The 6,709-nt window shown below is 63.9% G+C and carries 6 protein-coding genes and 1 pseudogene; 1 reads left to right on the top strand and 6 read right to left on the bottom strand.

Annotated features, from left to right (window positions below; genetic code table 11):
- Window positions 1-1,177 (top strand): aminopeptidase family protein P (locus EOA22_RS20655; RefSeq protein WP_164755683.1); only part of this gene is annotated, 1,177 nt, incomplete at its 5' end.
- Between the two features lie 183 nt (window positions 1,178-1,360).
- Here EOA22_RS20655 and EOA22_RS20650 read toward each other — a convergent pair.
- The 6 genes and pseudogenes from EOA22_RS20650 to EOA22_RS20625 all read right to left on the bottom strand — a co-directional run.
- The gene (locus tag EOA22_RS20650) at window positions 1,361-1,657 is read right to left on the bottom strand and encodes an AzlD family protein (protein ID WP_013530970.1); all 297 of its coding nucleotides are present in this window, start codon (window positions 1,655-1,657) and stop codon (window positions 1,361-1,363) included.
- On the bottom strand, window positions 1,654-2,382 hold the full coding sequence (locus EOA22_RS20645) for an AzlC family ABC transporter permease (protein ID WP_063168301.1): 729 nt from the start codon (window positions 2,380-2,382) through the stop codon (window positions 1,654-1,656). Before EOA22_RS20645 ends, EOA22_RS20650 begins: the two co-directional genes overlap by 4 nt.
- A gap of 157 nt (window positions 2,383-2,539) precedes the next feature.
- The gene (locus EOA22_RS20640) at window positions 2,540-3,232 is read right to left on the bottom strand and encodes a TIGR02453 family protein (RefSeq protein ID WP_127390186.1); all 693 of its coding nucleotides are present in this window, start codon (window positions 3,230-3,232) and stop codon (window positions 2,540-2,542) included.
- On the bottom strand, window positions 3,232-5,436 hold the full coding sequence (ligA, locus tag EOA22_RS20635) for an NAD-dependent DNA ligase LigA (protein WP_127390185.1): 2,205 nt from the start codon (window positions 5,434-5,436) through the stop codon (window positions 3,232-3,234). The genes EOA22_RS20640 and ligA overlap by 1 nt, the downstream gene beginning before the upstream one ends.
- A 162-nt stretch (window positions 5,437-5,598) precedes the next feature.
- A complete protein-coding gene (locus tag EOA22_RS20630) occupies window positions 5,599-5,778 on the bottom strand; it encodes a hypothetical protein (protein WP_063168304.1) in 180 nt (59 codons plus the stop codon).
- Window positions 5,779-5,874: 96 nt separating this feature from the next.
- Window positions 5,875-6,709 (bottom strand): annotated as a pseudogene (locus EOA22_RS20625) (DNA repair protein RecN); the annotation flags it as partial.

Genomic DNA, 6,709 nt, shown 5'->3' with positions numbered 1-6,709 from the left:
GTTCGGCTTCGCCATCCTCGCCGCCGATGGGTCGCACCAGCTTTTCATGGATAAGCGCAAATTCTCGCGCCAGGTCGCCGCCTACCTCACCCAGCTCGCCGAGCCGCATGAGCCCGGCGAATTCGAAGCCGCGATCACAGCGCTTGCCAAGAGTGGCGCGAAAATCGCGCTCGACCCGGTGCTGGCGGCTGACCGGCTGCGCATGCTGGTCGAGGACAATGGCGGCGCCGTCATTGCAGCAGCAGATCCTGCCCGAATCCCGCGCGCCACCAAGAACCAGGCCGAGATCAACGGCTCGCGCGCCGCGCATCGGCGTGACGGTGCGGCCGTGGCGAAATTGCTGTGCTGGCTGGAGCGGCAAAAACCCGGCTCGCTCGACGAGATCGCTGTCGTCACCAGGCTGGAGGAACAGCGCCGGCGGACCGGCGAGGAAACCCAGATGCCGCTGCGCGACGTCTCCTTCGACACCATTTCGGGCGCCGGCCCGAACGGCGCCATCATGCATTACCGCGTGTCGCGCGCCACCAGCCGCAAGCTGCAGGCCGGCGAGCTGTTCCTGCTCGATTCCGGCGCGCAGTATCAGGACGGCACCACCGACATCACCCGCACCGTGCCGATCGGCCAGCCGACGCAGGAGATGCGCGAACGCTTCACCCTGGTGCTGAAAGGCATGATCGGCATTTCCACCTTGCGCTTTCCCGCCGGCACGCGCGGCTCCGAGATCGATGCCGTCGCGCGCATGGCGCTGTGGAAGCACGGCTGCGACTTCGCCCACGGCACCGGCCATGGCGTCGGCTCGTATCTGGCCGTGCATGAAGGCCCGCAGCGTATCGCCCGCACCGGCACCGAAAAGCTGCTCGAAGGCATGATGCTGTCCAACGAGCCCGGCTACTACAAGGAAGGCTCCTACGGCATCCGCATCGAGAACCTGATCCTGGTGACGCCGGCGCAAGAGATCGAGGGCGGCGACATCGCCATGCACGGCTTCGAGACGCTGACGCTGGCGCCGATCGATACCAGGCTGGTGCAGTCGGACCTTCTGACGCGTGACGAGCTGCATTGGCTGGACTCGTACCACGCGCGCGTGCTGGCCGAGATCGGCCCGATGCTCGACGGCGAAACGCTGGCCTGGCTGGAGAAGGCCACCGCGCCGCTGCCGCACGACGCGAAGATTTGATTTTTCTGAGGCGCCGAGGGCGTGTCGAGATTCAGGTCAGGACGAGCGAAAACGATGGGTTCCGTGAACCGGAGCGAAGCGTACTTTTGGGTACGTGAGCTCAGTTCTACCGCGACGCGGTAGAACGGGGAAGCGCAGGAAGCCGCCGTTTGCAGGCCGTCATCACCTGAATATCGATACGCCCTACCCGACGAACTGCCGCGCCACGATCAATACCGCCGCGCCCGCCAAAAACATCGCCATCAACCCACCGCGCAGCGAAACCACGGCGGTGACCACCAGTGCGGCCCATTCCGCCGGGCCGGCGTTCAACAGCTCGGGCGCTACCAGCGTCGTCAGCACCGCCGCCGGCACGGCATTGAGGCCGGCCTCGACGCGGGGATGGATGGTATCGAAGCGCGATATCACCAGGTGCCCGCCGATGCGCGTCAGATAGGTCGCGATTGCGCCGGCGATAATGATCCAGAAGGTCGTGCTCATGGCCGTGCCTTTACGCCGCTATGGTGGGGAGGCAGGATGACCGCCAGCAGCACACCGGCAACAGCGCCAATCGAGACATGCCAGGGCGAGCCCACGGTCTTGTAGGCGATGATGGAGGCGGCAGCGCTGGCAATGACCACCGGCAGCCACAGAGGCCGCTTGCGGAAGCCCAGCACGAGACCGAGGAAATAGATCGGCAGCAGGAAATCGATGCCCAGCGCGTGCGTGTCGGGGATCAGCTTGCCGAACAGCGCGCCAAGCGCGCTTTCGAGGATCCAGAACAGATAGACAGGCAAGCCAAGTCCCAGATACCAGGCAAAGCCGACCGTCCGGCCCGATTGCGCCCGCGCTTCGGCCACCGCGAATTGCGGATCGGTCAGGATGAAATAACCAAGCGCCTGCTGGATGAGGGGCCAGTGCGCGATGCGCCGGCCGATGCCGGCGGAATAGAGCACGTGGCGGAAATTGACGGCGAAGATCGACAGGACGATCAGCCACGGCGCCACATGCTGGCCGAACAGCTGGATGCCGACCATCTGGCTGGCGCCGCCATAGACCAGCGCACTCATCAGAAAGGCTTCCAGGACCGAGAAGCCATTGTCCACGGCGAGCGCGCCGAACAGCACCGCAAAGGGCGCCGAGGCCACCACCACAGGCATCGACAGCCGCACGCCTTGCCAGAAATCGCTTCTGTCGCCGCTCTCGGAAATTACGTCCGTCGCCATCAACCACTCCTGATGCATGTCGCCCAAAAGGGGGATAACGACATGCACAACAACAAGGGAAGCGCGGTATGTAGGTGGCGCGGCTTGCCGTGTCACACGAATTCGCTTGAGCCAAACGATCAGCGGAAATGATCGCGGGATCGGCTGAGTTAGACGCTTATTCCTTCGGGATCTTGCCCTCGATCGCCCTGCCCCAGTCGAGCAGCGGCTTGGCGCGCAAGGTGAAATCGACGAGTTCGTCGACCAGATCAGCCGTGTGGATTCCCGCCGGATCGATGACATGCTGGACGACAAAATGCCGGTGGCGGATGGCGGCGGCCAGGTCGGCATCGCTGATATGCTCGAAGCCGCGTGGGGTGCGCTTCATACGGCCTTCGGTCTCGAGTTCGAGGCTATTTTTCTTCAACGCCGCAACCATCTTTTGGAATTCGCCCGGCTTTGCCGCGATGGCCTTGCGCATCGCCAGCAGCAGCGCCGGCTCCGGCTGCCACCACGCAATGTCGGCGAAGCAGCGCTCAAGCCCGACATGCACGTAGAACACGCCCTGCTCCATCTTGGTGCCGTCGGGCGACAGGATGGCCGACAAATGCCTGTTGTAGGGCCGCTTGTCCTTGGCGAAGCGCACGTCGCGATTGATCCGGAACAGCGACTTCTTGCGGTCGCCGCGCAGGCCGAGCCCGGCCTCTGCGAAGCGCTCGGTCAGCGTGTCGACCAGATCACTGAGCGGATCGCGCAACTCCTTTTCGAACAGGTCGCGGTTTTCCAAGAACCACTCCCGGCTCTGGTGGAAATCCAGCGCCTTCAGGAACGGAATGGCCTTTGGGCCGAACCCCTTGAATGCGCCTTCCATCACGCCTTGCCGATCCGCGCCAGCCAGGCATCCTCGTCGATCACCTCGATGCCGAGCTCACTGGCAAGCTTGAGTTTGGAGCCGGCGCCCGGCCCGGCGACCACCAGATCCGTCTTCGCCGAAACCGAGCCCGCGACCTTGGCGCCGAGGCGCTCCGCCATGGCCTTGGCTTCGGAGCGCGTCATCTTCTCCAGCGAGCCGGTGAACACGACCGTCTTGCCGGCGTCCTCACTGTCGGCCGAGACGGTGACGACATACGGCTTCGGCTTGACCTGCTCGAGCAGCTTCTCAAGCACGTCGTCGTTGCGCTCATTGCCGAAGAAGCCGCGCAGCGCATCGATCACCGTATCGCCGATGCCGTTGACCGATGGGAAGACAGTATGTGGATCCTCCGCGGCCGCTGTCTCCTTGCCGACGCGGATCAGCTCCTCGATGGTCGAGAAGGTGCGGGCAAGCACGGCCGCCGTCGTTTCGCCGATATGGCGGATGCCGAGCGCGAAGATGAAACGGTCGAGTTCCGGCTCGCGGCGCGAGTCGATGGCCGCGAACAGCTTGTCGAGGCTTTCATAGTTGCGATCCTCGACGCTGCGCACATTCTTGCGTGTCTTGCCCGATGCGGCCTCGCGCTGCCTGGCCTGCTCCTCGCGGCGCTCGGCCAGCGCCCTGGTGACGGCCGGACGGCGATCCTTGAGCGTGAAGATATCGGCGGCGGTCTTGATCAATCCCGCATTGAAGAACGTATCTATGTTCTCGGCCCCCAGCCCCTCGATGTCCAGGGCACCGCGCGACACGAAGTGGCGCAATCCTTCCACCGCCTGCGCCGGGCAGATCAGCTCGCCGGTGCAGCGGCGGCGGGAATCTTCCTTGCCGGTCTTCTCGTTGATCTCGCGCGTCGCCGGCGAGCCGCAGATCGGACAGGTATGCGGGAATTCGTATGGCACGGCATCGGCCGGCCGCTTGTCGATGACGACACTGACGATCTGCGGAATGACATCGCCTGCCCGCTGGATCACCACCGTATCGCCGATGCGCACGTCGATGCCGTCGCGGATCGGCTGGCCGGTGCTGTCCAGGCCCTTGATGTAGTCCTCATTGTGCAGCGTGACATTCTCGACCACGACGCCACCGACAGTGACCGGCGCCAGCCGCGCGACCGGCGCCAGCGTGCCGGTACGGCCAACCTGGATGTCGATCTTCTGCACAGTCGTCATCGCCTGTTCGGCCGGAAATTTGTGCGCGACGGCCCAGCGCGGCTCACCGGTGACGAACCCCCATCGGCGCTGCAATTCCAGCTGGTCGACCTTGTAGACGACGCCGTCGATATCATAGCCAAGTGCCGAACGTTGCTCCTCGATCCGATGATAATGCGCGATCAACTCGTCGGCCGATTTCGCCCGCACCATCAGCGGACTGATCTTGAACCCCCACTCGGCGAATTTCTGCACCGAATCATATTGGGTCGGAGCCGGATCCGCTGTCGTATAGCCCCAGGCATAGGCAAAGAATTTGAGGTTGCGGCTGGCGGTAACGGACGGATCCTTCTGGCGCAGCGAACCGGCCGCCGTGTTGCGCGGATTGACGTAGTCCTGGCCGCCGACCGCCGCCGACCGCTGCTTCAACGCCTCGAATTCCGCATAGGTCATGTAGACCTCGCCACGGATCTCAATGGTTTCGGGCCAGTCCGAACCTTTCAGCCTCGCTGGAATATCGGCAATCGTCTTCAAATTGGCGGTGATGTCTTCGCCGACGGCGCCGTTGCCACGCGTTGCGCCCTGCATGAACACACCGTTTTCGTAACGCAGCGAAGCCGAAAGCCCGTCGATCTTCGGCTCGGCCGTGAAGGCGATGTCGAGCTCCTTGTCGCGATCGAAGAACCGCCGGCCGCGTTCGATGAAATCGGCGACGTCATCGTCGGTATAAGCCTTGGCAAGGCTGAGCATCGGCACCGCATGGCGCACCTTGGTAAAGCCTTCCGCGGGTGCCGCACCGACCCTGAGCGATGGCGAATCCTCGCGCACCAGCGCTGGAAAGCGCTCCTCGATGGCAAGGTTGCGCCGTGCCAGCGCATCGTATTCCGCGTCGGTGATAATAGGCGCGTCTTCGGTATGGTAGCGCCGGTCGTGCTCGGCGATCACTTCCGCCAGACGCTTCAGCTCGGCTTCGGCCTCGCTTTCGGTCAGGGCATCGACTGGTTTTTCGGACATGGTTTTGCACCTGGCTGCTGTTGGCCCGGGACAATAGATCAGGATTCGGATGGAAGGGAGCTGAATTCTGACAAAACCACGCCGAAACAGCGGGATGGAGCCATATGCTGACTCTGTTGCAAAGCCCGGATTTTCACTGGTCGGCGAACCGTAGGTGGTGGGTCAGTCTGAAATCCCATCGGTCACTGAGCACTCAATCGCGTCGGACCGTGCATCGACGAACAGTCGGGTTCCATCTGTGAATTCAATCAGTACTTCTGCCGCACGAAACCGCCAAACGTGGATCACCATTTTTCCTGAGAGAAGTTTTGTCAATTCGACAGTTTCCTCTTCCAAATCCATCGGATTCTCCTAAGCCGCTGAGTGTTTCTTATACGGCCCGCGAACCGTTGGCTTCTCGGCTTCCTTTGCTTCGATCCACTGCCGAACCATGCGCCATCAGGACGCCGCGATGTTCTCGCGCAGCAGTCGCTCGGCGGCGGCGCGGGCCTCGTCGGTGATCGTGGCGCCGGCCAGCATGCGCGCGATCTCCTCTTGCCGCGCCGGCCGGTCCATCTCGGCAATGCCGGTCGCGACACGGTCGGTGGTGCCGGATTTGGAGATCAGGAAATGCGTCGCCGCGCGCGCCGCCACCTGTGGCGCGTGCGTCACCGACAGCACCTGCACGCGCTTCGACAGCCGCGCCAGCCTTTGGCCGATGGCGTCGGCGACAGCGCCGCCCACGCCGGTGTCGATTTCATCGAAAACCAGCGTCGGCGCCGAGCCACGGTCGGCCAGCGCCACCTTCAGCGCCAGAAGGAAGCGCGAAAGCTCGCCGCCGGAGGCCACCTTCATCATCGGCCCGGGCCGCGTGCCTGGATTGGTGCGCACCCAGAATTCGATCTGGTCAATGCCCTCTTCCATGCGGCTCTCGGCATCGCTCTTCATTTCCACGATGAAGGCCGCGCGTTCGAGCTTCAGGGCCGGCAGTTCCGCCATGACCGCCTTGGTCAGGCCGACCGCCGCCGCATGACGAAGCGAGGACAGCTGTGCGGCTGCGATGTCATACGTCTCGCGTGCCGCGGCGGCCTGCTTTTCCAGCCCGTGCAGGCGTTCCTCGCCGGCGTCGAGGTCGGCGAGATCGGCCGACATCGTGTCGCGCAGTTGCGCCAAATCGTCGACGGCGACGCTGTGCTTGCGTGAGGCCGCGCGCAACGAGAACAGCCGCTCCTCCGCTTTCTCCAGCCGCTGCGGATCATATTCGGTGGCGCGCAGTGCGGCCTCGACGCCCGAT

The sequence above is a fragment of the Mesorhizobium sp. M7A.F.Ca.US.014.04.1.1 genome, assembly GCF_003998745.1.
GTDB classification, from domain to species: domain Bacteria; phylum Pseudomonadota; class Alphaproteobacteria; order Rhizobiales; family Rhizobiaceae; genus Mesorhizobium; species Mesorhizobium ciceri.
The sequence above is the reverse complement of the archived record's forward strand: the minus strand, read 5'-3'. Positions and strand labels throughout refer to the sequence as shown.